The sequence below is a fragment of the Synechococcus sp. CCY9201 genome (genome assembly GCF_034931105.1).
In the GTDB taxonomy this organism is placed as follows: domain Bacteria; phylum Cyanobacteriota; class Cyanobacteriia; order PCC-6307; family Cyanobiaceae; genus CBW1002.
The window spans coordinates 1-23,005 of the sequence record NZ_JAYGIC010000033.1 but is presented as its reverse complement, the minus strand read 5'-3'; the positions used below and the strand labels follow the sequence as shown (position 1 = coordinate 23,005).

Here is a 23,005-nt window from a genome sequence, read left to right as displayed (position 1 = left end):
AATGCCCAGCTGGCCGCGCAGCCGCGCGAGGAAACCTGAGGCTTCACCCAAGCCCCATCGATGCGGGCGAGGGCACGGCACACCGCAGCCGCGGGAGAGCGACACTGCCCGCCACCCCCACACCGGCCCCGGAGCGGAGGGCGGCGGCGGCTGGCCGATGCACGCCACGGCGCAGCCGTGGCACGCTGAAGGACGGCCGTCGCCGACCGGAGCCCTGCGGTGCCTGCTCAGCTCTCTCGGGCAAAGGCCAGCAGTGCAGTGAGATCACCGCGGTCAGCTCGCTGAAGAGCGCTGATGTACTGCTGCCTCAGAGCTGAGGCATTCACCAGGGAACTGCTGCTGCCCCAGGAGAAGCGAGGTGCACCCAGCTGCTCGATCAACGCGTCAGCGATCAGGCGGGCGTGGCGACCGTTGCCGTTGGGGAAGGGGTGGATGGAGACCAGCCGGTGATGGAAACGGATGGCGATCAGATCCACCACATCCACCCGGTGCTCCACCTGGAAGGCGATGTCGGCCAGCAGGGCCGGGACTTGCATCCGGATCTGCCGCCAGTCGGCGCCGATGCTCTTGTCGCTGATCCGGTACTGACCGGCCCAACGCCAGCTTTGGCCAAACATCTCGCGGTGCAGGCGTCGCAGCCAGCTTTCTTCCAGCGGCCGGGGCCGTCGCTGGCGGGACAGCCAGAGCAGAGCAGCTTCGATGTTCTGCTGCTCCCATTCGTTCAGCTGGCTGCGATTCACCAGATGGGAGGGCAGCAGCCCCTCCAGCCCCTCCCCATCGAGAGGCGTCGCCCCGGCCGGTAGGTCCTCGTTCAACCCCATAGCCGGGTGCCGCTGGTGCGGAGGATCTCCTGAGCCATGGCTTCGAGCCGCTGCTGTGCTCCCTCGGATGGCGAATCGATGGGCTGCGCTTCCAGCGCCATGGTGCGGCCGGCGCGTTGCTGCCACTGCTGCGCCAGCCTCAGGGCCTGCTGCCTTCTCATCTCCCGCAGCGGCTGTCTTGGCACCAACGTGTACTGCAGCTCGCAGTCGAGCGCCTCGGCCACCCGCCGCAGGGTGCCGAGCGTGATGGCATCGGTCGCCTCGGCCTGTTCCAGCTTTCGCAACCCGGAAGCGGTGATTTCTAAGCGAGCCGCAAGTGCAGCGGAGGTCATGCCCAGGGCCTCACGGATGGACCGCAGCCAGCCCGCCGGCGGCCGTTGCGCCAGTGAATGGCTGGCGGCGTCCTGAAGCACCGCATCCATCTGAGCAAGCCGCAGCTCCTTGGGATTCATGGTGAATGCGAGCAATCAGTCCCGCAGGGGAACCACAAAGACAACGTATCACTCCTGTCATGAGCACACCAGGGGGAGTGATCCGTTGCTTCCTGGTACGGGGAAGGGAGCCATCGCTCGCGCCACGGGCAGTGTGTCCCTCTGGGCGTCGTGGATCGCAGTCGGGACGTTCATCGACCAAGGCGTGCCGCGGCCCGCTCGAAGGCGTCATCTACAACGTCGTCACCACACCACTTGCTGTAGGCCGCCAGGTGCGTTTCGACGCTATGGCCCATGGCGGCAGCGGCCACCTTCGGCGGCAGTTCGCAGATCAGGTGGGCGCGGTGGGCGTAGCCATGCCGGGCGGAATAGAGGACCAGCTTCTCCCCTTCTGCCTCGTACTGCTGCCGCAGATCCTGCCAGTGCCGGCGCCGGCGCATGTACAGACCCAGATCCTCGGCGCCGTAGCCCGGCCGCATCGGCGGTAGTGGCTGGGCTTTGAACTGTTCCAACAGGTCCCAGGCCTCAGCCCAGTCATCGCAGGGCAGCAGCCGCAGCGGTCTCGGCTTTGTCGCTCCTCGGCTGGTGTTCTTGCGGTAGTTGCACCACAGGCGGCCGCCGCGCAGCTGAAGGTGTTGCAGCTCCTCTGGTCTGAGGCCATAAGCCGCCAGCAACTGGAATGCGAGGCGCCAACGGGCATCCGGAATGGCCTCCACCAACTCCAGGATGTGCTTCACCTCGATCGGGGTGGTGATCGACCGACCCTCCCGCTTGCGGCCCACAAAGGGGTCGAGATCCAGAGGTGGGGCCCATTCCACAGCCAGAGCGCCGTTATCGACCCCCCATCGCAGCAGCGCCGCGGTCTGCTGCACCTGCATCTGCCGGCCACGGGAGCCAGGCTGATCAGACCAGCGAGCCGTCACTGCTTCCAGCAGTTCCCGGGGATTGGTTGGTGCTTTCTTGCTGGCGAGGATGGCCAGCAGTTCTGCCATTCGGCGCTGATAAACGGCGGCCCAGGTCCGGGGCTTGATGGCTCCGCTGCTCAGCTTTCGGGCTTTGAATCGCTCAACCAGCTCAGGCCAATCGATAGGGCCAGCATCCGGATCAGCTGTTGGCTCACCGATGGCCAGTGCGGCTGCAATGGCCCGATCGAGTGAAAGTCCCTCGCTATGGGCAGCGTGGATCGCCAGAACCGTCTCTCGGATCGCATCGGCCTGGTCATGGGCCCATTCGATGGGCAACAGAACCTGATGACGACCGCCGGCGCCATCGACCGTGAGGCGCGTACGCCCTCGCAGATCGGAAACCCGCCAGCCGCTGCTCGTGCCTCGCTGGGTGAGGGAGAGGCGCAGGCCGGAGCGGAGCACAGAAGCCCAGGCATCTGAGGCTCTAGAAGCTCCCATGTGAGCAAATATGTGAGCAAATCGACCCCCTCAGCTTGGCACGGGCTGCCGTGGGCTGCCATCCCCTTGCACGGCAAACAGCAGTGACAGCAGTGCTTTTCGGCCCAGACTCCAGTCCTGGCAATCGATCCCTCAAACCCGTAAAAGAGAGTTTTGGGAGCACTAGGTCGCAGGTTCGAATCCTGTCGCCCCGATTCCAGTTACACCAAGGGCTCTCGGGAAATCCGAGAGCCCTTTTTCTTTGGCAGAAATTGAGACTGTGTGCAGGTTGTGTGCAGAGGAGGTCTGGTCTCCAGCGATAAGCGCTGGTCGCATCTGCTGATCAACCTCGAGCGGATCGCCTTAGAGATCACACGTCGCACTGGGGTCTCGCGCGACCCATCTGGATTGAGGCCTGTCGGCACATCCCCGCCACGGGAGCTTGGAAATCAAGCGGTTCCGAAGCTTGCCGGGGATTTCTCAGGGCGCTGACATCCGCGTGCGCAAGTGGGTTTGTAGGCCGGTGACGCCTCGGCCAGCCCCCCGGACGAGGGGGCAAAGAGGCGGGGCCGGAAAGCTAATGCGTACGGGGATACACATTCATGAACACCCGCGCCCTCCAAGAGCACTGGGCAACCACAGCCACAGCCTGCAAAGCGCTGGGGATAGGACGAAGCACACTCCAAAAGCTGAAGGCTGCTGGCGTGCTGTCAGCCGGCCTCTGCTACTACCGCCGCGGCATGGGACAGACAGCCCCCTGCATGTGGAACATTTCCGAATGCCGGGCAGCCCTTCAGCGGCTCAGCGCCGCTGATCCAACGGCGCTGGAGACCTACCTCCTGCCAAGTCCCTCCAACGGAATGGAGGGCTGAGCCATGTCCACGCCAAACGAAGGCAATCGTGCATGGGTAACTTGCACCCCACAGTTGCGGGCACGTAATCAGGAGATCGATGTTCTCCCGATACGCGGTGTTGGAGAGAGCGAGACAAGACCCTTCAATAGGCGTCAGCGATGGATTGGCAGCAGCCGACGCCTCCCCTGTCCACTTTGCGGGAGGGCAAAGGATTCCAAGTGCCGACGCAGCCAGGACTTCATCAGCTGCTGGAAGGGAAGCAGCCACCACCCACCAGGACTGCGGCTGAGGGAGGTGATCACGATCGAAGGGCAACCTTGGGCCGTGGTCAACCTGAACGGTGGCTACGGCGGGAACAGCGTCGTCCTGATGAAGCCCCAGGTCACCCGCGCCGCGTTCAGCCGGTCGCCGGTCGTACGACGGAAGATCCGTACGGCGCTGGCACCGGAGCTGCGCCGCCAGCTGGCTCGGATCCGGCGGCAGTATCACGCGGTTCTGCGGGCCCGGGATCCCTACTGGCTGACGCCCGCCGAACTGCGCCGGGATCAGGCGATCGCTACCGCCTGCCTGGCCAGCCTGCAGGACTTCCTGCGGCAGCTGCACAGTCTCCGCCGTGAGGTGCCCGAGGCCGCCGAGCTGGTGCCCGTGGTGTTGCTCTGGCTCCAGCAGCTGGTGTTTGAGATCGAAGATTGCGTCCGCTTCGATCGCGTCATGCTCGGCAGCCCCACGGCTGCAGAGATCGAGGCCCTGACCGCCACACCGCAGGAGGTGGCGGCATGACGTACGACGACGACCTCACGCAACCGATCGACACCGCCAGCCCGCTCAAGGCCACCCGCGATGCGGCTCAGGCCGATGGTGCCGGTGTCGCCATGGCGGAGGCCATGGCCACGATGCGCGGATGGGTCGGGAAGATCAGCGGCAGCCAGCTGCAGGCCGATCTCACCGAACTGGCCGAAGCAAATGGCCTCCCCATCTCTGCCCTGCGGTCGATCTGGCAGGAGCTGGAGGCTGAACAGGAGACCGCCCACCGCCTCGAAGCAGAGGCCGCAGCCCTTGCTGCGGAAGCCGATCGGCAGGAGATCGGGCGGGCACTCACCCTGGATTACCTGCTGCCTGCATCGGTGGCCGAGGCCATCGAGACCCGCTCCCGCTATCTGCCGGTGTCCGGGCCATCGGCGGCGCTGCCCTTTCTCGCAGCTGTCGCCAGCTTGGCCAAGCTCGGCACCATGGTCACTGGCTCGGCCGCCTCCAACCTGGTTGTGCCGGTCAACCTCTACGCCTGCCTGGTGGGAGCCAGCGGCACTATGAAGAGCCCCGCCGGACGGCTGCTCGTGCGCCACCCGAGGGAACCACTGGAGGCCTCCCTGTGGGAACAGCACGAGGGGCGAATGGAAGCCTGGCACCGCGAGTGCCAGGGCCTCAAACGTAACGAATGCCCCGACCCGCCGCAACTCGCCCAGCTGCTGACGAACGACCACACCGGCGAGGCCCTGGCCAACACGCTGGCGATCAACGAACGGCAGGGACTCCCCCTGCTGATCTACCGCGACGAACTGAAAGCCCTGTTCGGCTCCCTGAACGCCTACCGCGGCGGCAAGGGTGGTGACCATGAGCAGCTGCTGGAGCTCTTCGACGGCGGCGGTATGACCTCCCTGCGGGTGGCTGGCCAGGGCCGCCAGTACCGGCGCTCGGCGGTGTCGATCTACGGCAGCACGCAAACCGAAGTACTGCGGCGCCTGGTGGCCAATGGCGACGATTCCGGCCTCTGGGCCCGGTTCCTATTCGCTCCGGTGCCTGCCGTCGCGGTAGCGCTGCCCGAAGACGATGACGACCGGGAAGCACTGGAGGCCGCGGATCACCTACAGCGTGTCGCCTCTCAGGTGCACGCCCTGAAGCCTCGCCCATACCGGCTCAGCGACGATGCCAGGGCTGCATTCCGCCAGTACCACCATGGGAAACAGGTGCTGGCGCTGGAGTCAACCCTGCCAGCCCATGCTGCACTGCACGGCAAGGCCGCCGGCAAGGCCCTACGGGTCGCTGGTGTCCTGCACCTGCTGGCCATCGCGACCAGGGAAGCGCCGGACACCGGCCCGATCGGCGCTGCCACGCTGGAGCGGGCAACCACCCTGGTGGATTGCCTCGATGCCTTTGCCCTGGGAATCCACGCGGAAGCCGCGGGCGGTGGCGCCACCCCGCTGCTGCAGCTGGTACACAGGATCGCGCAGGCCGCCCGAACTGACTTCAGCCCTGGAGAAGTGAGGATGAAGCTCAGCAAGCAGCAGCGGAAAGAGGCTGACCTTGCCTCAATCACCGCCGCGATGCAGGCGCTCCGCCGTGCGGGCTACGGCGAGGTGCAGGAGGGGAACCGCGGTGCGATCCGGTACCGGGCGACGGGAGAACTGCCATGAGGCCTGGTTCTATGGCAGAACTATGGCTCGGCAGCCATACCCCAGATCCCTTCCAGTGCAAGGGAAGTAACTCTATGTATGGTTGTATGGCTCTATTATCTCTTCCCTTCTCTTCCCCCTCCCAATGGCCAATTTCAACGGACAGGAGCCAGATCAGCCATACAGCCATACTTCAGGCCAGATCCATTCCAGCGCAAGGGATCTCAACTATGGCTGAGCAGCCATACTCCAGCCGTATCAGGCGCCAGAGCCATACCTCAGCCAGGCTCTGGAGCCACACGACGGCACCGCCCTGTCTGATGCTGGCCCAGTCGTACGACCGCAGGGAGGGGAGGCCATGACCGCCATCCCGCCCGCCTGGTTGCCCCCTTCCCACCATCCCGGCGCCTGACCTGCCCCGCCGCTCTCGCTCCCGCGCCCACCGCAAGCGACAGCTGATCATCGTCCGCGGCCTTCTTGCTGGTCTTGGGGTAATACTGGCCGATTAGGTCCACCAGTCCCCGCCAGGGAACGACCGCTTCCATTTTGCTGAGAAAGATTTCCTTGCGGGTGCGCTTCTTGGGCGAGTGGACTGCTCGTAGTCGCTGAACCCGAGCTGCTTGCCTCCCATCACCCCAGTACAGACTTGCGATCACGCGGCCATTTTCGCGTGGATCGGGAAGGTTTTCCAGAGTTTCCTTGGACCACCTAGTAGGCGCAAGTACTGCCGATCACAGAAAGATCGGCTTAGACAGCGGAAATAAGCGCATCCAAGCTCATTGCGCAAGAAGGACTCAGATTGGTCATGAAGATCGCCAATCAATCAGATTGATCGAGCAGATCAAGCGGAGATCCACCACTAGCAATATGCCGAAGTTGCTCATCAGAAAGCCCTCGGATGCGGCGCATTAACGAGCGGGCATCGTCCTCGTTGAGGACATGAACTCGGTCCGAGCGGTGACCGCGTGTCTTTTCGTACCAGATGATGGCGCCGAGATCCCCTGCATTGATCCTTTCCCAGAGCATTCTGCCCGCGACAGCGAGGCTGGATGTCCTGCCTTTTCTAAAGGCTGCGTTAACCTCCGGATCATGCAGCCAGACATAGAGCGTTCGCTCGCTCACCCGCAGCAGAGAGGCGATCTCGGAGACCGTCAAGCCAATCCCAGCGAAGTGTTCGATCTGATACAAGTCACGGCTGCTGACTGCCAAGCGTGGGCGCCCACCCTTGCCACAGTCGACCGAAGCTGTCTGGCGGAATGGGTCAAGCTGCTTGGGCATCGCCTGTGGCCTGTCTAGACACTTCTATCCACTAATTATGGCGGCGCGTTTCGGCTGTGTAGAGCAGCAGAGATGCACAGAAGTGCTTGCATCCATCAGTCGTCTGGATAATTCTCTGGCCCCAGGACTTCGCGGATCCAGAAACGAACAAGCAGCGGGAGCGGAGGGCAAGCAGCCACACGGACGGTTGCGCAGTACCAAGGTCGCCATTGGGACTCGGCCGTCCGGCAAGCGAGCTGGTTCACGGGAAGAGTGATGCTCTCCCAGTTAAAGAGAGCCAAGTGAGCCGATTCTCCTCGCCAAGACCCATCGACCTAAGTGTGCACGCCTCCAGCGGAAGCCGGCCAAGTGATCAATACGTATATTGCCCAAGTCGATGATGCGATGCATTAAGTCAAGCAGTAAGACCGCAACTGGGCGAGGGAAATTCCGGTGAGGGGGAGCGGGGCCCTGCTCCCATTGAATGTTGGTCAAGGACGATTCCAGCGATGCGGTCTGGGGATCCGAAGAGACCCCCAATTCAAAGGGATAGTGACGCCCATCACAAGACGCACAGTTCGCACATAACTGGCTTACAGAATCTATGGACAGCGACCTGGAAGCGATTTTCCACGAAGTGGACAACAGTCCTGAATTAGACGGGCTTGAATCATTGGCGATGGGCAGGCCAGAAATTAATACCCATGGGAGATTGAGCCATGGTGGGTGGTTCCATGGAAAGCGGACAGCATGCCAGTCAACGATCGGCAACCCCAGCTTGATCGAGCAAGAGCATCAGTTCGTATCTGCCCTTACTCTCAGCCCTATGAACTTCTGATCGGACTCCACAAGATCTGGGGCGATCAGCCTTGGATCACTGGCACCAGGTGTAGGCCGTATCGGGTGGCCCGGGATGTTCAGAAGATGCTCGATCTACAGGCCGTGGTGCAGAACCTTGGGAGGATCGGCCGCGGCAAGATGTGGCTGGTGGTCACCTCCCAGGAAAAGCTCACAGAGCTGGTGGGAGGGCTGGACGACAAGAGGGTGGAGTTGGCCCGGCTGAGCTGGTGCTCCCATGAAGCATGGGCGAGGCTGACCGGCATCCCTCACCGCCTGGAACCCATGGGCACGCCACGCACCCTGCTTGCGGTGGCACTGCTGGCCCTGCACACTTCGGCTGCCTGTGCCGCTGAACCCTGGCGTGAGGAGCCGGCTGTGGCAGCGCTGTTCCGCCAGGCGGGTGTGGAGGGCACCTTCGTGCTGCTGGATGAACGCAGCGGGGAGCTGCTCGGTCACAACCGCAGCCGGGCGGAGCAGCGCTTCTCGCCCGCTTCCACCTTCAAGATCGCCAATGCCCTGATCGGCCTGTCGCTGGGTGCCGTGCGCAGCGTCGAGGAAGTGATTCCCTACACCGGGGATGCCAACCCATTCATGCGTGAGTGGCTGCAGCCGATGGGGCTGCGCGGCGCCATGAAGGTGTCGAATGTGCCGCTCTATCAGGAGCTGGCCCGTCGCATCGGCCTGCAGCGCATGGGAGACGCGATTGGGCGCCTGCACTACGGCAACGAGCAGATCGGCAGCGACGTGACCACCTTCTGGTTGCGCGGGCCCCTGGCGATCAGCGCCATCGAGCAGACCCGCTTCCTCTCAGCCCTGGCCCACCGATCCCTCCCCTTCCCCCGCAAAGCCCAGGAGCAGGTGGCTGAGATCACCCAGGTGGAATCAGGCCCGGGCTGGAGCCTGCATGCCAAAACCGGCTGGCAAAATGCCCCGAGCGCCGGCGTGGGCTGGTGGGTGGGCTGGGTGCAGAAGGGGGACCAGATCACCCCCTTTGCCCTCAACATCGCCATGGCCGGCGCTGCCGATGCCCCCAAACGCGAGCAGCTGGGACGCAGCAGCCTGCAGTCCCTTGGGATCCTGCCAACACCGCCAAGGGGGCCTGTCCTTGCGCCATGAAGCGCCATTCATGAAGTGCCATTGCCCTTAGTGAAGAGCGGTTTCGTTCTCGCTCCAGCTCTTGCCCCCGACGGCCAGCCGTCCGATCGTGACTCCATCGACATCCGGGAGGCTCCAGAACATGGAAGACACCCCACCTGAGCAGAAGATAGGAGTGAGCTGACGATCCGGCCCCTGCTCCAACACTCTCGACGGATTTCTGACGTTCCTGGCGTGTCGCCAAGTCGCCGTCCATTGCACCGCTTCAGGTGCCCCGGACCCAACGGAACGTCCCGATTGACACCTGGCCCCAGGTGCCAGCGCCGGCAACTCCGACCACAACTGAAAACACCCTGATCTGACAACGATCAACCGACCGCACAGCTGCGCCCGGCCCCCTTGGGAAGGCACCACGGCTGAGCAGACAAACGCCCGAGGCCAACGCTCCGGGCTTTGTTGTGCTCAGGCCTGAACTTCGAGCACGTGCTGCATCATCTCCAGCAGCCCATTGGCCAGCGGGCGCGGGCTGCCAAGACGGGCGCTGCAGATCGATCCCGACAGCAACTCCTCTATGGAAACCAGCGCCATGTCCTGACCTTCCAGCAGTTGCAGCTGCTCCAAGGGCACTGACAGCTCAGCGGTAAAAACATGGGCCGTGCGCCGATGAAGTTGCTGCACCATGGCGAGCTGCAGGACCTGGGGCTGCCAGCTGATTTCCTCCAGCAGCTCACGCCGCACGGCCTGCTCCGGCGACTCACCAGGATTCATATGGCCCCAGAACAGACCCCAGCAACCTGGGGCGACGATGCTGGGACTCTCGTTGCGCAGCTGCATCAACCAGCGGCCGTCCCGCTGCAACATCGCCAGGGCAACGTCAACGGCCATAGCAGGCGATCTGGCAGCAGCTCGTGGTGGAAACCGCGAACACCATGAGCACTGACGGAGCAGGTCGCCCTCGCTCGCCGTCTGGGGCTGATCGATGTCCCGGTGGAGCGGGCTCTCTCTGCCCTGCGCAAGCTGCGCAATGCCTTCGCCCACTCCGCCGAATCGGCTTCGCGGGCTGATCCAGCCCACAGTGCCCGCCTGGCCGAGGAGCTCTGGTGCTTTGGGTGTGAGAAGGCTTGTGAGAAGACTCGGTGATTTCGCGCCCTTCGAGACCCTCTCGGCGAGGCCCTTGGCTTCGAGCAGCTGCTTGCAAGTCAGGCACTTGCTCTAGTTGCACCAATGGGTCTGAGCCTGTATCTCGTCTTGTGTGCGCACAATGCGCGCTGCAGGGGCGCTCTCGTGCGCACGGGCACCTGCGTCCCGTCTCCGTGGCTCGGCTCCGCGGTACTGAGGCTGGGCCCCAGGCGCATTCAGCGGAGGCCCACCGGCTGATCTCCGCGTCGGGTTCAGAGCCGTGGAGCAGACCGAGGTCCGCTGCCGTTCTCGCTGGCATGGCCTGATCAAGCGAAGGGCTACACGCTGTCCTTGGCTCAGGCTCCTCAGGACTCTCGTCTCTGCTGCGGTGAGGCTGAAATCATGACCACCCGATCACGGCCCTGCTCCTTGGCCTGGTACATGGCGGCGTCAGCGCGGGCGATCAAGGCATCGAGCGACTCATCCGGCTGCGCCACGGCCACACCCACGCAGATGCTCACCTGCAGGTCGCCCGCCTTCGTCGGTACGGGCACATGGGCTGCAAGCCGCAGCTTCTCGGCAATGGCCTTGGCATCCTCGGGGCCATGGAGGTCAGTGAGCACCACCATCAGCTCATCGCCGCCGATGCGGGCGGCAAGATCGGTGGATCGCAGACAGGAGCGCACCCGGATCCCGATCTCCTGCAGCACGGCATCGCCTGCCTGGTGGCCATGGATGTCGTTCACGTTCTTGAACCGGTCCAGGTCGCAGAAGAGCACTGCCAGCTTCTCGCCCCGGCGCTGGTGGCGAGCCATGAGGCGCTCAATCTGCCGGAACATCTCCTCCCGGTTGAACAGAGCGGTGAGGCTGTCGGTGCCAGCGCGGCGCAGCAACTCCTGTTCCTTGGCGACCTCCGTGTCGATGAGGCGGAAGGAGGCAATAAAGCCATCCATCCGACCCTTGGCGTCTCGGAAGGCACTGGCGTGGGTCTCGGCCCAGTGCCAGTGCCCATCCTTGGCACGCACACGATCGCGGGCCACGACCGTTTTTCCGGCCCGCAGACGCTCAAGATTCGCCTGGTACTGCTTCGCTGACCCGCGGTGTTCGAGGAAGTCGGTGCCGCGATGCCCGATCCACTCCTCGGGCCGCCAGCCCAGCACGGCGGTGAGTGAGGGCGACACCCAGCGCAGGGTGCCATTGGGGGCGATCTGGATCACCACGTCGGCGGCGTTCTCCGACAGGAGCCGGAACCGTTCCTCGGATCGCACCAGGTCCTGCTGGGCATTGATCTGATCGGTGATGTCGATGGCCTGGCCGATGAAGAAGTCCACCCGTCCATCGGGCCGGCGCACGCAGGACACGCTGACGTCCATCCAGCGGATGCTGACATCGCTGCGCAGGTAGCGCTTGCGGATCCGATAGCTGTCGCGCCGGTTGGCCTGGATCTCCTGCAGCAGCTGCTCCTCCCTGGCGATGTCATCGGAGTGGGTGACATCACGCCAGTGGATGGCGAGCGGGCGCTCTGGATCGAGGCCGAGCATCTCGCAAAGGGCTCTGTTCAGTCGGATCAGCCGACCATCGGCGTCCGAAAGGGCCACCCCAGCGGGGGCGGCATCAAAGGTGAGCCTGAGGATCTGCTCCTCGCGGTGGCGCTGCTCCAGCTCGCGGGTGCGCTGGTCGGAGAGCCACACCGCCGCGGCGGTGACGGCGCTGAGCCCCAGCAGCCGGGAGGCGAAATCGATGGAGAAGGGCTCTCCCCTCGTGTGGGCGGAGGCGATCGCCAGGACATAGGCCCCGACGATCAACGGGAGCATCTGGCGAGGCGCTGCGATGCTCGCCGAGAGCACCACCACGAAGAAATAGAACGTCAGCAGCGGAACGCTGCTCGGCAGCAGCAGATCCAGCAGAAAGATCCCGACCATCACCAGAGCCAGCCCCCAGAGCTTGGCGCGGCTCCCCGCGGCTTCTGGTGCGGCAGTGGTAGGGAGAAGAGCGATCACGAATCGCAGGAACTGGGCATGCGACCGCCGGGTTGGTAGCAACGTACCGGTGGGAGCTCAACGATCGAAGCACAGCAGAGCCTGGCGAGGCATCTCGCCGAAGGCGGCAACTTCATCGACTCGGCCAAGATCGATGTCAGTGGATCCTGGACCGTAGCGCAGGAGCTTCAGCTCGCTGCCCTTGCGAGAGCCCTTGAGCGCGATCTGCCACATTGTGACGCGCAACAGCGAAGGTAGAGCATAAGCAAATCTGTAGAGCTCCCTCCTGTGTGTGGCCTCCATAGCATGCTCACCAGCTGATAACGCTGGTTGTCTCGCCACTTCGGAGCCTTAGGGCACCGCCCTCCAATAAGGCCTGGTGGCGCCAGGGCTGTACTCGTTCTGGCCGCGGCGATCGTGGCCACCTACGCCCTCGATGCCTTCTTCAACCAGACGGTGCCGGTGCTCGGCTTTTACTGGGTGCCGGTGCTGTTGGCCACCAGCTTCGCCGGCGTTCGGCAGGTGGCCCTGCTCAACCTGCTGGCGTTGGTGCTGGCCACTTCCGTGGGCCTGCAGCTCGACCTCCTGCGCTCCAGTGCGTATCTGCTGCGTCTGCTGGCGGTGACCACCATCAGCCTGGTGTCCCTTCGCCTCACCCAGGTCCGTCAGCGGCAGGAGCGCCAGCTGCTCGCCACCACCAGTGAGCTGCAGGCCACCCTGCAGGCCATCCCCGATCAGCTCTGCGAAGTGGACCGAAGAGGCCTGGTGCTCAAGGCCCAGACCCACCAGGAGGCACTGGTGCCGCAGCACATCCCCTGCATGGTCGGCCGCCGGATCGATCAACTGCTAACCCCTTATGCCGCCTCCGAATTCCTGGAGGCCTTGGAGGAGGCCAACCGCGAGGGCTTCAGCTTCGGGCGCCAGATCTGCCTGCCCCTGGCCAGCGGCGAGCACTGGTTCGAGCTCTCGGTGGCCCGCAAGTGCCCCCCCCCGCGAACCGGAGCCCACCTTCGTGGTGCTCGTGCGGGATATCCAGGGCCGGAAGCAGGCCGAATCCCGGCTGGAGTCGCTGGCTTACTACGACCCTCTCACCGATCTCCCCAATCGCACCAACAGCAACAGCCTGCTTGAGCAGGCTCTGCGGACCACCCACCGTCAGGAGCAACCACTGGCCTGCCTGGTGCTGGGCCTGGATCGCTTCAAGGCCATCAACGGCTCGATCGGCTACGAAACCGGGGATGCCGTTCTGCGCGAGGTGGCCCAGCGTCTGAAGCAGTGTCTGCGGGAGAACGATCTGGTGGGCAGGATCGGCAGCGACGAATTCCTTGTGGCCCTCCCCGGTGCGGATGCCACCGAGGCGGCCCAGCTGTGCGCACGGCTGCAGGAGAGCCTCCGAGAGCCCCTTCCCCTGAGCCCGCACACCATCCATCTCACCAGCAGCACAGGCATCGCCCTCTTCCCCGTGGACGGCACCGACCGCGAGGTCCTCATGCGCAAGGCCGCCACGGCCATGTATCAAGCCAAGCGGATGGGAGGCGACCGGCTGCACTTCTTCACGGCGTCGCTCGAGCAGCAGGTGGTGCTGCAGGTGCGCCTGGCCAAGGCTCTGTATGGCGCCCTCGACCGCGAGGAGATGCGCCTCCTTTACCAGCCCCAGGTGGACGCCCGCACCGGTGAAGTGCTGGGTGCCGAAGCCCTGTTGCGCTGGAACCACCATGCCCTCGGCAACGTTTCCCCCCAGGAGTTCATCCCCATCGCCGAGAACACGGGACTGATCCTCCCGATCGGCCAGTGGGTGCTGCACGAGGCGATTCAGCAGCTGAAGCGCTGGCAGAACACGGGCCTGGCGATCCGGACGATGGCCGTGAACCTCTCCGCCGTGCAGTTCCGTCAGCGGAATCTGGCCGATCTGGTGCTGGGCTACCTCGAGGAGACCGGCCTGACCGGCTCCCGCCTGGAGCTGGAGCTCACCGAATCCGTGCTGATCGGGGATCCGGAGGCGGCCATCGCCGCGATGGACCGCTTCTCCAGCGCGGGCATCCAACTTTCGATCGACGATTTCGGCACCGGCTACTCCTCGCTGAGCTATCTGAAGCGTCTGCGGGTGAACAAGCTCAAGATCGATGCCTCCTTCGTCCGGGGTCTGGGCAGCAGCCAGCAGGACACCTCGATCGTGCAGGCGATCATCAACCTCGCCAAGGACCTGCAGATGGAGACGATCGCCGAGGGGGTGGAGGAGGAGTCCCAGCTCGAAGCCCTGCGCCAGATGGGCTGCGATCAGATCCAGGGCTACTACTTCGCCAAGCCCATGCCGGCAGAGGCGTTCGAGGCGTTCGCGCGTTCCCAGCTCCCGCCGTCCCAGGGGCCAGGGCCTGAGTCCTGTTGAGCAGTTCTACCGAAACCCACAGTTGCTCAGACTTACCGGGATTCCTCGCTTGAGCCTGCGAATCCGGCCTCAGCTCTCTGGCGAGCGCCCACAGCCTTGGTGCGCTCTAGGAGTTTGCGGAAAAACCGCCTGAGAAGCAGCGTTTTTCCCTCCTGAGAGCTGGTGCAGCTCCTTTTGGTCTGGTTTTCAGAGTTTCAGCGGCTCAGAGCTCCCCTTTTGGTGTGTTTTGCCCCTTTGGGGCTCCCTGATCACTGCCGTCTGGGCACACTTCTGGGCAACCACCTGTTCACGCCGCCGCCATCGTCGGTTTGAGCAGGTTGCCCAGGCGGATCAGGTTGTAGGCGATCACATTCAGGCCGTAGCCGAAGGCTTCTCCGAAGGAGTAGACCGCACTCACCTTCTCGGTGCCGCGCAGCTTGAACTGGCGCAGACCTCCCCACTGTTTGATCCAGCCAAACACCTTCTCGATGCCGCGGCGGGCATGGATCGACTTGGCGTAGCCCACGTGGCGGGTGGTACGGCCATCGATGGCGGAACCACCAGGGCGGCTGGTGTTCTGAGCGACATGCGGTGTCATGGCGATGCGGCGCATCTCGGCGACAAAGCCCTTGGTCGTAGTTCTTGTCGGCGCCGATCGTCTTTTGATGGGCACCGGGGACGGCAGCCGCCATCGCTTTGGCGGCATCCCTCTCCCCGGTGCCCGTCGCTTGTGTGACGCGGCAAGTCGACGATCAGGGCATGGCGGTTGTCCATGAGCACGTGCCCCCGGTAGCTGGGGAGTGCGGGGTGGGCATTGGACTTCCGGCACAGCAGCGCGTCTGGATCGACGCTGGAGCGATGGGTCTTGTTGCTGAGCTTGATGCCGCGGAAATCCCCTTTCGCTCTCTTCTTGCCGGGCTTTGGAGTGCCAAAACCCTCGCCCGGGCCTGACGGCGGGGGCGGTGGGTCCTCCTGAGCGTCGATCCGTTCCAGCGAGGCATGGGAGGCCCAGGCCTGCAGCAGGGTGCCATCCACTGAGAAGTGCTCGTCGCTGAGCAGCGGCTTGACCTCGGGAGCACCCATCAGCTTCTCGAGGAAACGCCCCATGACGTCGTCATTGAGAAGCCGCTCGCGGTTCTTGGTGAACGTGGTGGGGTGCCAGATCGGATCATCCGGGCTCAGCCCCACAAACCAGCGATACAGCAAGTTGTAGTGGAGCTGCTCCAGCAACAGGCGCTCGGAGCGGATGCCGTAGAACGCCTGCAGCAACGAGGCCAGCAGCAGTTGCTCCGGTGGCACCGAGGGCCGACCTTCTGCGGCGTAGAGCTCACAGAAGGTGGGATTGAGGCGATCGAGGGCCTGATCCGCCAGCTTCCGGATCCGCCGCAGCGGATGGCTGGCCGGGATCCGCTCCTCGATCGACACGTAGGAGAACAGGGAGCCGCTGCGCTCCCGTTGACCTCGCATCTGGGCTGGGCAGCTGTCCCATTTTCGCAGAGATGGCCGGGTTTTTCAGCGAACTCCTAAAGGGCACCTCGAAAAATTCGGGATCTTCGGGATCCGGCAATTGAGACTCATTGCCACTTCAGGCCAGGCTTGAGGGCTCCGTCTTGGTGGAGGCAATTTTTCGAGGTGCCCATCAACTGATGCCTGTGGAAAACGGGCTCGTGGGCTGATTCTTCAGCAAGCTCTTAAGCTTATTTAAGCCATGGCTATCAAAGAAACCTGAAGACTACACTGAAAACTGGAGGTCATTAGTCCCTTGGGTAAACTTATGAAATACGTCTGCCACTTCTTGATTGTAGTGCCTGCGCTGGTTGTCCTGCTGTTCTTCGCAGGCACTGACGGCATTTACGCCCAGCAAGGGGCATTGAGCGAAGACTGCAAATATAGACTGCTTAGAATAAAGAGAGCGTCTCAAGACGTAGTGGCAATGAAGGAGTTTTTGGGCAATCCTTCTCAGGTAGACATTTTGGAGGTGTCAATGGTTCCCGGCTTGGACTCGAGCTCTAGGATCGAGATGCTGCGCAAAGAACATCCGATACTAGGCAGCTTCATTGACGACGAATACAGAAAGGTCTATATAGTGGTCCCAAGAGCGTATGTTCAGGAGCGAATCAGTAGGAAAAGGTACACTTCACAGCAAGTAAGACGTCATCAGCAGTACTCTGACAGGCTGCGATCACGAATTAGATCTGGCGGGCTTGCGAATAAAGAGTTCGAATTAAAAACATGGATTGAAGATTTTAAGCGTGTATGTGAGAATAAACAGCAACAGCTGAATCAGCCTCCTCAGCAAAGAGGTGGGACTGGGAGCGGTGGGCTCTTGAACGTGAAGCCATCTGGACCAGTCCAAGTCCCACCTATTCCGAGGGAGCTATGGAAGTACTATAAGTACAATGACAGGAACCAACAACGGCTCCGGTGACAGCTTGAGACGCAGTGTTGACCATGAAGCGTTGAAGATTCTAGTACTACTGAATAGAGTTTGTATGATCACTGATGACTCCTGCTGACCGCAAGGACTTGTGAAAGTCTCAGGTTCCCACTGAAAAGGAGTTATGGGTCACGTCGATAATTACACTCATGGATGCGGGAAATACTGCCGAGAGCAAACCTTGTACAACAGTTGAGCAACAAGCCCCAGGTAATTCGGGCCTCCTGAGAAAGGGCAAAGCGGCTGCGCCGCAGTGAATCCGAGCAGATTTCAACTGTAGAATGTGCTCAATTCGGCTCGATATCGCCGAAAAGCAGTCCAGAGTTTTCCACATGTATCGGCGCGAGCATCGTCATCAGCTCTCGTTTGAGGATTTCTTCTTGCCGTTTGGCGGCAAACTCTCTGGTGACAATCGCTGGATCAAGCTTGCTGAGCTCATTCCCTGGGATGAGCTGGAGGACGACTACGCGTCGCAGTTCTGCAAAGGCTTTGGGGCACCTGCCAAGCCATTTCGAATGGCATTGGGTGCCCTGATCATCAAAGCTCGCATGGCGATCACAGACGAGGAGCTGGTTGAGCAACTCAAGGAAAATCCGTACCTGCAATTCTTCATTGGATTAGGGAACCTCTGGACAACGCCCCCTTAATAAGGGCCTAGAGTCGCGCTTTGTTCAGGATGAACTATTTGAGGGTGGATCGGTTGTTGATCAGCCTGAATTCACCTTTGTGGACGCTGAATCTTGCCCATTTGGGGTGGTGCCTGCCCCAAATGGGCACACCACTCCCCCAGTCATGTCTTGCATAGCAACTCATGGTGCGCCATGAATAGGTTGGAGAGGCCGGCCAGCACATTCACCTTGCAGCGGTTCTTGAGCATTCCACGCAGCCGGGTCTTTTGAAAGCCGAACTGGCGCTTGATCACGCGGAACGGATGCTCCACCTTGGCGCGGAAGTGAGCCTTTGCCGTCTCGATCAGGTCATCCACCCTCCCCTCGGGTGTATCCGGTAACGCGCGACGCTTGCCGGGACGCATGGCAGTACGGAAGCCGATACCCCTGCCTTCCATCTCGGGTCGCTTCTCAATCCCCTGGTACCCGGCATCTGCGTAGACCACTGTCTCTTCACCGTGCAGGAGTTCAGCGGCGGGAGTGAGGTCATGCACATTGGCGGCGGTCGTTTCCACCGAGTGGATGAGGCCGCTCTCGCTGTCCACCCCGATGTGAACCTACCGCTTCGCGGGCCTACGGCTACATCCCAAAGTGCCATTGCTTGCCCTTGCAGGTCTGGTGCATCTCAGGATCCCTCGCCCGCTTCTCATTCTTCGTGGAGCTTGGCGCCGCGATGATCGTGGCATCGATGATCGTGCCCTGCTTCATGGCCATGCCATTGGCCTTGAGGTGGGCCTTCACGGCTTCAAAGATCTGCGCGCCCAGATCCTTCTCCTCCAGTAGATGCCGGAACGCCAGGATCGTGGTCTCATCCGGGATCCGGTCGGTGATCAGGGCGATACCGGCAAAGCGGCGCATGGTCGCCACCTCAAGCAGCGCATCCTCCATCGCCGGATCGCTCAGGTCATACCACTGCTGCAGCAGATGAATCCGCAGCATGGTTTCCAACGGATAGGGCGGCCGACCGCCCTTGCTGCTGGTCCTGGGGTAGTGGGGTTCGATCAGATCGATCAGTGCTTTCCAGGGAACAACCGCCTCCATCTCAGCCAGAAATCGCTCTCGCCGGGTGCGCTTTTTGGCCGTGGACTGCTCGTAATCACCAAAACCGAACTGCTTGGCGTCCATCAAGCCTGTCCACGTCACCGATCACAGGGCCATTGTCGCGCAGGGTGGCGGGGTTTTCCAGAGTCTCCCTAACACAGCCATGCACCTACCCGCCACCGCAAAGCTACTGCGCCCACTGTGGGTATTCATCCATGGCTTTCTGCGGGCAGGTAATGGCCAGCGTTAGCCTTGGCTAGGGCTGTCTCTCTTGCCGTTTGGGTAGTCTCCGCAGTCCATGCTTTACCGTTGTCTGGCATCGTCATGCACAGATCAATCGCTCCGATTCGCAAACCCGTCAGGAAGATCTTTACCTGCTGACATGACAATAACTTGCGCGCTTGACTCACCGTTGTCCTCTGTGACTAGAGTGCTGATGAGATGTTCTCGTAAAGGCTAATGAATTATGCCGTGGACGCAAATTCCATCGCCAAATCGCTCGCAGCACGGTTGGCCATGGCCGGCGTGGCGACTCTTGTCAGCGCAGGAACCTTCTCTGCTGCTCTGGCCGCGCCTGTCATTCCAAGCATGATCGGCACATGGACAGTGGAAGGGAAGGGGGCCGTGCTTTGCAAAGTCGAAGCATCGAGATGCAAGACTCACCATCATGGTGATTTCAGTGATCTCAATGCCGTCGCTCAAATCACCAAGCAACAGGGCCGGGTTTTCCACGGAGTTTTCAAGTCCAAGTACGCAACGGAGAGGTTTGTCGGCACGCTCGGGCATGACAATGCCACCTTGTACATTGTTGATGAGGACGGCTTTACGGATGGAAGAATCGTCAGTCCCAACCAGATCCAGGTTGTTTATCGTCACACCTCAGATCTCGATTCCGTCGTCGACATTGGTACCTGGACCCGCCGCTGAGTGAGCCTGCTCAGAACAGCCAGCCGGGCCGCAGCAGCAACAGCAGGGCCAGGATCACCATCACCACTCCACTGATCAGCTTCAGCCACCGGCCCGTGCCTTCGGTGAGCTTGTTGCTGCTCAGCGCCAGCACGGCGAACCCAACCATCAGGGCGTCGTCGGCGATGTAGCCCACGATGTAGAGGCCCAGGTAGCCGTAATGAACGGCCGCAGCAAGGTTCTGTTGACTGAGCACAGCGGTGTAGACCGCCGGCAGCCCGGCGGTGCAGAGCAGCTCCACCGCGTTCACTACCACTGCCAGAGCCGCCACCGCGGCCAGTGCTGCCGGCAGGGACCTGCTCTGCATGACCCCGCGCATACGCGCGTAGAGACCCGGCTTGGCACTGGCGGGAATCGAGAGGGTAAAGCCCGGACCCTTGCGCCAGAACTCGCTCAGATTCACCACCCCCAGCACCAGGGCCAAGGAACCAAGTAGGAGCCGCAGCCAGGCGGTGAAGCCCAGCAGCAGGAAGACATTCAGCCAGGCCGCCATGAAGGCGTAGTAGACCGCCCCGCTGACGAAGACAAAGGTGCCGGCCACCAGGGCCATGCGCCCCCGGTCGCGCCAGTGGACCAGCAGCGAAAGCAGAAACAGCAGCACCCACATCGCGCAGGGGTTGAAGCCATCCAGCAGCCCCATGGCCAGGGTGAAGATCGGCAGGCCGAGCGTAGAGGCGCTGATGCTGCCGAAGCGGCCGAGGCTCACGTTGCCAGAGGCACGTTGACGTTGATCGATCAAGTCGAGCAGTTCCTTGCCGCGGCCCTCGGCGCCATCGAACCCCACCAGCACTTGGCCTTCGAGGACGAACGTGGGCACCCCAGGGGCACCGGTACCGGCCTGCCGGGAGTAGCGCAGCAGGTCGTCGATCGCGGCGGGATCGGATTCGAGCGGCCGCAGCCGCACCTGGATCCCTGGTCGCAGCTTTTGCAGTTCGGGAAGGAACGCCTTGGCGGCGGCACAATGGGGACAGCCCTCACGCACGAACACCTGAAGTTCCGCTCCCCCCATTGCGGGCTGGGCAGGAGCCAGCAAAGAGGTGAGCGCCAGCAGCAGGCCGAGCAGCATTCCCAGCATCGGCGGCAGCAGCCAGCCTTTCCGAGGCCTGCGCATCGTTTCCTCGTCAACGTGACCGAGTTATGGGGTCTGCCGCCACCAGCGCCAGGCCTCCACGTTGATCAGCAACCCGAAGACCGTGAGGGCCACCATCAGCACGATCTGATCGAGGCGGGCATCGGGCACCAGGATGTCGGCGATGAGATGGGGGACGTTGGTGACCGAATAGATGACGCTGAACCAGAAGTGGATCCGCCGCCAGGGCCGCCAGCGCATGGCCGGACCGACCGTGGTGGCGGCATAGGCGATCAGCACGATCGCGATCAGCGGCAGCAGGAAGTAGCCGAGCATCGCCCCGAACAGCCAGGGCAGCGCCCCCTCCTGCACATGGCTGTGGATCTCGGGCGACTGACCGTGGAACAGGGGCATCAGACCCAGGTCCACGTGGAAGAGCATCGCCAGCAGCCAGGCGATCCAGAGGGTGATCAGACGCAGGGCCTGGTTGATCGACGGGTTCATCGGCCTGGAGGCTTGTTCCTTCAGTGTGGGAAGCAACGAAGCAAGGGCCTTGCGATCTTGGTGGTTCGTGGCGGGTGGATCGACGCGTTGCAGCCAGGGTCGCGCTGCAGGAGCGCTGTCGAATCCGCTGCCCACAATCTGCACCCCGCCAACGTTCGCCAGGCCTACACGCCTTCTGTCGTCACCACGGGCTCACCGGCTGCCTTCCAGCCTTCGATGCTGGGTGCAAATCCCTTCACCTGGTGGCGGCCCTCCAGCTGCAGCGCCATCACTCCCATGGCAGAGCGAAAGCCGCTGGAGCAATAGAGCACCACCTCTCGCTCTGGGGAAATCTCAGCCACATGGCGGCTGAGATCGTTCAACGGTCTGTTGATGGCTCCGGCAATGTGTCCCGCCCGGTACTCAGCAGGGGTTCGCACGTCAATCAGCGACACGTTGCCGCTGGCGAGCAGGCGCTTCAGGGCTGGCACCGATCGGATCGCGTGAAAATCACTCGGCAGGCTGGAAAGGTACTGCTCCACTGCGGAGTCAATGGCAGCTGCCTCGCCTGCAGCCACCGTGGCATCCGGAGGGGCGATCACGGTGGCCGCAGCGGCACCCTGTGGCGCTGAGATCAGCAGGCAGAGGGCGAGGGCGAACCCCAGCAGGAGCGAGCTAAGGCGAGACATAGGGGGTTTCGATACATCCTAGGGGGATTGATCGTGCTGGAAGCCGGCGGTTTTCCTTATTCGGCACTCACCTTGCCTCGGAAGGCGATGTAGTTGTAGATGTTGTAGAAAAGCATGATAGGAATCAGTACACCGATGAACGTGAGCATGAACACCATCGAACTCACCGACGACGACGCCTGAAAGATCGTGACCGATGGCGGAATCACCGCTGGAAACACCATCACCCCCAGACCAGCAAAGCTGAGGATGAAAAGCAGTACGGTGTAAACAAAGGGCCATACCTCCTGCTGCATCGCCAGGCTGCGGAACAGCTGAACGATCAGGGCAACACCCAGCAGCGGCAACACCACGAAGAAGGGCAGGAACGCGGGATCGAACAGGCGCTGGCGCAGCGCTTCCGAGGCGAACGGTGCCGTGAAGGTGATCAGCAGGGCCCCGCCCAGGGTGGTGGCAGCCGCCAGGCGGGCCGTGCGCACATGCAACCGCTGCAGCTCACCACTGGTTTTGAGGATCAAGTAGGTGGAGCCGATCAGCACATAGCCCTGGATGAGCGTGAGAGCCACCACCAGGCTGCTGGGGTTCACCCAGCTCCAGGCGGAGCCTGTGAAGTGGCCTGCAGCATCGGTGGGGATGCCCGAAAGCACCGTGCCCAGACAGATGCCCTGGGAGCCAGCGGCCAGCACGCTGCCAATGCCGAACATCAGGTTCCAGGGCCGCTTGTTGGTGGCGTTTTCGCGGAACTCGAAGGCCACCGCCCGCAGGATCAGCCCCAGGATCATCAGGTAAATGGGGCCGTAGAGGGCCTTGAGGATGGTGCCATAGGCGAGGGGAAAGGCTCCGAACAGTGCCCCACCCATCAGGACCAGCCAGGTTTCGTTGGCATCCCACACATTCCCGAGGCTCGTCATCAGGATCGTGCGCTGGGATTCACTGGGGGAGGTGAGCGAGAGGATGCCCACCCCCAGATCAAAACCATCGAGGATCACATAGGGACTCCTGAAAAAGATTCTCGGCCCATCGGCGCCGGATTCGTCCGTTTGCTTCGCGTTAATCAGGCTGGCAAGCGCGGTGACATCAAGTCGGCCAGATCTCAAAAGCATGGCTTGCAGATGCCCT

18 protein-coding genes and 4 pseudogenes are annotated in these 23,005 nt (G+C 62.6%); 9 read left to right on the top strand and 13 right to left on the bottom strand.

The features are described from left to right. Positions 1-227: 227 nt before the first annotated feature. The 3 genes from VB716_RS03365 to VB716_RS03355 form a co-directional block, all read right to left on the bottom strand. Positions 228-821 (bottom strand): mobile mystery protein B, encoded by a 594-nt coding sequence (locus tag VB716_RS03365; RefSeq protein ID WP_323269721.1) that lies wholly within the window; start codon positions 819-821, stop codon positions 228-230. Continuing rightward, positions 812-1,288 carry a mobile mystery protein A gene (locus tag VB716_RS03360; protein WP_323269720.1) on the bottom strand — a complete coding sequence of 159 codons (477 nt, stop codon included), beginning with the start codon at positions 1,286-1,288 and terminating at the stop codon, positions 812-814. Before VB716_RS03360 ends, VB716_RS03365 begins: the two co-directional genes overlap by 10 nt. A gap of 155 nt (positions 1,289-1,443) precedes the next feature. After that, positions 1,444-2,619 (bottom strand): hypothetical protein, encoded by a 1,176-nt coding sequence (locus VB716_RS03355; RefSeq protein WP_323269719.1) that lies wholly within the window; start codon positions 2,617-2,619, stop codon positions 1,444-1,446. Positions 2,620-3,338: 719 nt separating this feature from the next. Between VB716_RS03355 and VB716_RS03350 the strand changes: the two genes are divergently transcribed. From VB716_RS03350 to VB716_RS03340, 3 genes are all read left to right on the top strand, one after another. Then, entirely contained in the window at positions 3,339-3,506 is a 168-nt protein-coding gene (locus VB716_RS03350; RefSeq protein ID WP_323269718.1) for a hypothetical protein, read from the top strand. 306 nt (positions 3,507-3,812) lie between these two features. Further along, positions 3,813-4,268 carry a hypothetical protein gene (locus VB716_RS03345; RefSeq protein WP_323269717.1) on the top strand — a complete coding sequence of 152 codons (456 nt, stop codon included), beginning with the start codon at positions 3,813-3,815 and terminating at the stop codon, positions 4,266-4,268. Next, positions 4,265-5,899 carry a DUF3987 domain-containing protein gene (locus tag VB716_RS03340; protein WP_323269716.1) on the top strand — a complete coding sequence of 545 codons (1,635 nt, stop codon included), beginning with the start codon at positions 4,265-4,267 and terminating at the stop codon, positions 5,897-5,899. Before VB716_RS03345 ends, VB716_RS03340 begins: the two co-directional genes overlap by 4 nt. 798 nt (positions 5,900-6,697) lie before the next feature. Here VB716_RS03340 and VB716_RS03335 read toward each other — a convergent pair. Continuing rightward, complete coding sequence (locus VB716_RS03335) at positions 6,698-7,066, bottom strand: helix-turn-helix domain-containing protein (RefSeq protein ID WP_323269715.1); 369 nt, start codon at positions 7,064-7,066, stop codon at positions 6,698-6,700. Between the two features lie 1,191 nt (positions 7,067-8,257). On the opposite strand from VB716_RS03335, the gene blaOXA reads away from it, so the two are divergent. Continuing rightward, entirely contained in the window at positions 8,258-9,091 is an 834-nt protein-coding gene (gene blaOXA, locus VB716_RS03330; protein ID WP_416238078.1) for a class D beta-lactamase, read from the top strand. Between the two features lie 441 nt (positions 9,092-9,532). Here the strand turns inward: blaOXA and VB716_RS03325 are convergent, their stop codons facing one another. The 3 genes from VB716_RS03325 to VB716_RS03315 form a co-directional block, all read right to left on the bottom strand. Further along, positions 9,533-9,955, bottom strand: coding sequence for an NUDIX hydrolase (locus VB716_RS03325; protein ID WP_323269713.1), 423 nt, complete (start codon positions 9,953-9,955; stop codon positions 9,533-9,535). Between the two features lie 599 nt (positions 9,956-10,554). After that, positions 10,555-12,189 carry a diguanylate cyclase domain-containing protein gene (locus VB716_RS03320; RefSeq protein WP_322758091.1) on the bottom strand — a complete coding sequence of 545 codons (1,635 nt, stop codon included), beginning with the start codon at positions 12,187-12,189 and terminating at the stop codon, positions 10,555-10,557. Between the two features lie 57 nt (positions 12,190-12,246). Next, positions 12,247-12,471 carry a hypothetical protein gene (locus VB716_RS03315; protein WP_322758092.1) on the bottom strand — a complete coding sequence of 75 codons (225 nt, stop codon included), beginning with the start codon at positions 12,469-12,471 and terminating at the stop codon, positions 12,247-12,249. Between the two features lie 114 nt (positions 12,472-12,585). On the opposite strand from VB716_RS03315, the gene VB716_RS03310 reads away from it, so the two are divergent. Together VB716_RS03310 and VB716_RS03305 are read left to right on the top strand one after the other, a co-directional pair. After that, positions 12,586-13,299, top strand: coding sequence for a hypothetical protein (locus tag VB716_RS03310; RefSeq protein ID WP_323269712.1), 714 nt, complete (start codon positions 12,586-12,588; stop codon positions 13,297-13,299). Beyond that, on the top strand, positions 13,184-14,554 hold the full coding sequence (locus tag VB716_RS03305) for a bifunctional diguanylate cyclase/phosphodiesterase (protein WP_323269710.1): 1,371 nt from the start codon (positions 13,184-13,186) through the stop codon (positions 14,552-14,554). Before VB716_RS03310 ends, VB716_RS03305 begins: the two co-directional genes overlap by 116 nt. A gap of 286 nt (positions 14,555-14,840) precedes the next feature. Here the strand turns inward: VB716_RS03305 and VB716_RS03300 are convergent. Then, positions 14,841-16,000 (bottom strand): annotated as a pseudogene (locus tag VB716_RS03300) (IS5 family transposase). A 295-nt stretch (positions 16,001-16,295) separates the two neighbouring features. On the opposite strand from VB716_RS03300, the gene VB716_RS03295 reads away from it, so the two are divergent. Both VB716_RS03295 and VB716_RS03290 read left to right on the top strand, forming a co-directional pair. Continuing rightward, entirely contained in the window at positions 16,296-16,961 is a 666-nt protein-coding gene (locus tag VB716_RS03295) for a hypothetical protein (protein ID WP_322758095.1), read from the top strand. Positions 16,962-17,302: 341 nt separating this feature from the next. Beyond that, a pseudogene (locus VB716_RS03290) lies at positions 17,303-17,590 on the top strand (transposase); the annotation flags it as partial. Between the two features lie 170 nt (positions 17,591-17,760). Here the strand turns inward: VB716_RS03290 and VB716_RS03285 are convergent. Beyond that, a pseudogene (locus VB716_RS03285) lies at positions 17,761-18,763 on the bottom strand (IS5 family transposase). Positions 18,764-19,138: 375 nt separating this feature from the next. Between VB716_RS03285 and VB716_RS03280 the strand changes: the two are divergent. Then, positions 19,139-19,606 carry a hypothetical protein gene (locus VB716_RS03280; protein WP_322758096.1) on the top strand — a complete coding sequence of 156 codons (468 nt, stop codon included), beginning with the start codon at positions 19,139-19,141 and terminating at the stop codon, positions 19,604-19,606. Positions 19,607-19,616: 10 nt separating this feature from the next. Here VB716_RS03280 and VB716_RS03275 read toward each other — a convergent pair whose 3' ends face one another. From VB716_RS03275 to VB716_RS03260, 4 genes and pseudogenes are all read right to left on the bottom strand, one after another. Further along, complete coding sequence (locus VB716_RS03275; protein WP_323269709.1) at positions 19,617-20,756, bottom strand: glutaredoxin family protein; 1,140 nt, start codon at positions 20,754-20,756, stop codon at positions 19,617-19,619. A gap of 24 nt (positions 20,757-20,780) precedes the next feature. Then, positions 20,781-21,218 (bottom strand): hypothetical protein, encoded by a 438-nt coding sequence (locus VB716_RS03270; protein WP_323269707.1) that lies wholly within the window; start codon positions 21,216-21,218, stop codon positions 20,781-20,783. A 164-nt stretch (positions 21,219-21,382) separates the two neighbouring features. Then, complete coding sequence (locus tag VB716_RS03265) at positions 21,383-21,886, bottom strand: rhodanese-like domain-containing protein (protein ID WP_322758099.1); 504 nt, start codon at positions 21,884-21,886, stop codon at positions 21,383-21,385. Between the two features lie 56 nt (positions 21,887-21,942). Continuing rightward, positions 21,943-22,878: pseudogene (locus tag VB716_RS03260) on the bottom strand (cytochrome d ubiquinol oxidase subunit II); the annotation flags it as partial. Between the last annotated feature and the right edge of the window lie 127 nt (positions 22,879-23,005).

Bases quoted from the DNA above. Each gene is read 5' to 3' on its own strand.
- VB716_RS03365 (WP_323269721.1), bottom strand. From the start codon at position 821: ATGGGGTTGAACGAGGACCTACCGGCCGGGGCGACGCCTCTCGATGGG.
- VB716_RS03340 (WP_323269716.1), top strand. From the start codon at position 4,265: ATGACGTACGACGACGACCTCACGCAACCGATCGACACCGCCAGCCCG.
- blaOXA (WP_416238078.1), top strand. From the start codon at position 8,258: ATGGGCACGCCACGCACCCTGCTTGCGGTGGCACTGCTGGCCCTGCAC.
- VB716_RS03325 (WP_323269713.1), bottom strand. From the start codon at position 9,955: ATGGCCGTTGACGTTGCCCTGGCGATGTTGCAGCGGGACGGCCGCTGG.
- VB716_RS03315 (WP_322758092.1), bottom strand. From the start codon at position 12,471: ATGGAGGCCACACACAGGAGGGAGCTCTACAGATTTGCTTATGCTCTA.
- VB716_RS03280 (WP_322758096.1), top strand. From the start codon at position 19,139: ATGAATTATGCCGTGGACGCAAATTCCATCGCCAAATCGCTCGCAGCA.
- VB716_RS03275 (WP_323269709.1), bottom strand. From the start codon at position 20,756: ATGCGCAGGCCTCGGAAAGGCTGGCTGCTGCCGCCGATGCTGGGAATG.
- VB716_RS03270 (WP_323269707.1), bottom strand. From the start codon at position 21,218: ATGAACCCGTCGATCAACCAGGCCCTGCGTCTGATCACCCTCTGGATC.
- VB716_RS03265 (WP_322758099.1), bottom strand. From the start codon at position 21,886: ATGTCTCGCCTTAGCTCGCTCCTGCTGGGGTTCGCCCTCGCCCTCTGC.